This is a genomic window from Herbaspirillum chlorophenolicum, from assembly GCF_001189955.1.
GTDB lineage: Bacteria > Pseudomonadota > Gammaproteobacteria > Burkholderiales > Burkholderiaceae_D > Herbaspirillum > Herbaspirillum chlorophenolicum.
Map to the genome: position 1 here is coordinate 1 of NZ_LFLT01000128.1, position 1,888 is coordinate 1,888.

Here is a 1,888-nt window from a genome sequence, read left to right on the forward strand (position 1 = left end):
TATGGGTAACGGCGTCATGACCATCGTTCGCGGGACGCTACCGGCTGAATTGTATGGCCGTGAAGCCTATGGTGCCATCAGCGGCGCGATGGCAACGCCCGTCACAATCGCTTTCGCTGCCGGTCCGTTCGTCGCATCGCTCCTGTATAGCGCCGGCGGCGGCTATCCCGGTGCCATTGCTGCCTTGGTTGCCATAGCGGCGACGGGAGCAATTCTCTTCTTTTTCGCTACGGCGGCGATTCGCCCGCAATCAGAGCCGATCTCACAATAGGACTACACCATGACTACCATCTATCACAACCCTGCATGCGGAACCTCCCGCAACACCCTGGCCATGATCCGCAACAGCGGTGAAGAGCCGACCGTGATTGAGTATCTGCAGCATCCCCCCGGCCGCGAGCAGCTGGTCAAGATGATTCAGGATGCCGGTCTGACGGTTCGCGAGGCCATTCGCCAGAAAGGCACGCCTTACGCCGAGCTGGGCCTGGATGACGTCTCTTTGACCGACGATCAACTACTGGATGCAATGCTGGCCAATCCCATCCTGATCAACAGGCCATTCGTCGTGACGACCAAGGGAACCAGGCTGTGCCGTCCATCCGAGTTGGTATTGGACATCCTTCCGAACCCGCAACAAGGCGCTTTCACCAAGGAAGACGGCGAAGTCGTGATCAATGCGGAGGGCCAACGTGTCGCACCAAGTAACTGATCTGCCTAACGTCGACCCCGGTCAATTCAAGGTGCCTGGGATCGGTGACTTCTCGAAAATTGGCGCATCGACCCACCGTCCGCGCTTTCTCCTGCTGTACGGATCTGTTCGTGAACGTTCTTATAGCCGATTACTGACCATGGAAGCCGCCCGGCTGCTGGAAGCGATGGGCGGCGAGGTCAAGATATTTGATCCCCGCGGCTTGCCGTTGCCGGATAGTGAGCCGGAGACACATCCGAAGGTCGTGGAACTGCGCGAACTGGCCAACTGGTCCGAAGGAATGGTGTGGTGCTCGCCTGAGCGTCATGGCGCCATGACCGGCATCATGAAGGCTCAAATCGACTGGATCCCGCTGTCACAAGGGGCCATTCGTCCGTCTCAAGGCAAGACGTTGGCCGTCATGGAAGTATCCGGCGGTTCGCAGTCCTTCAACGCCGTGAACCAAATGCGGATCCTCGGCCGCTGGATGCGTATGCTGACCATTCCTAATCAGTCATCGGTGGCCAAGGCCTACCAAGAGTTTGACGACGACGGCAGGATGAAACCGTCGCCATACTATGAGCGCGTGGTCGACGTGATGGAAGAGCTGTTCAAACTCACACTGCTGACGCGCGATATCTCGCCATTCCTGACCGATCGCTATAGCGAACGGCGGGAGACTGCTGCAGAGTTGGCCAAGCGTATGAGCCAGACCAAGCTGTAGCCGCTATTCGCCATTCGCCATTCGCAAGTCCATTCTTGCCCAGCGGCCAGTACCGCTTCAAGACTCTCCGCTGGCCCGTTCCAACATAAAACAAGGTGAAACAGTTAGCTCAAGAAAGCCAGCAAAAACAAATAGTTAGAGGGTGCTAACAGTTAGCATCTTTCAGACACAACGATGGCTGTGCGGTCTCTCGCTCAAACGAGGCGAAACTTCTCGGCATCAAGATGGCGGCTCCCTGGTTTCAAATGCAAAACTTGGCCGCACAGCATGGCATCGTGGCGCTCTCTTCAAATTACACGCTCTACGCGGATATGAGTAATCGCGTAATGGAAGTTCTCAGACAGTACAGCCCGCGGGTCGAGGTGTATTCGATCGACGAGTCGTTCCTGGCGTTGGATGGCCTGGCCAGCCTGTGGCCTTGCATGACCGCCATGGGGCAGAGCATCCGCGACAGGGTCGATCAGTGGGTTGGAGTC

General features: G+C 57.3%; 2 protein-coding genes and 2 pseudogenes. All 4 read left to right on the top strand.

The genetic code is table 11. From position 1 onward, the window contains the following. Positions 1–271, top strand: a pseudogene (locus tag AKL28_RS23440) (MFS transporter); the annotation flags it as partial. A 9-nt stretch (positions 272–280) separates the two neighbouring features. Beyond that, complete coding sequence (gene arsC / locus AKL28_RS23445; protein WP_050470689.1) at positions 281–709, top strand: arsenate reductase (glutaredoxin); 429 nt, start codon at positions 281–283, stop codon at positions 707–709. Further along, a complete protein-coding gene (gene arsH, locus AKL28_RS23450) occupies positions 675–1,412 on the top strand; it encodes an arsenical resistance protein ArsH (protein ID WP_414735712.1) in 738 nt (245 codons plus the stop codon). Before arsC ends, arsH begins: the two co-directional genes overlap by 35 nt. 188 nt (positions 1,413–1,600) lie before the next feature. Further along, positions 1,601–1,888, top strand: a pseudogene (locus AKL28_RS23455) (Y-family DNA polymerase); the annotation flags it as partial.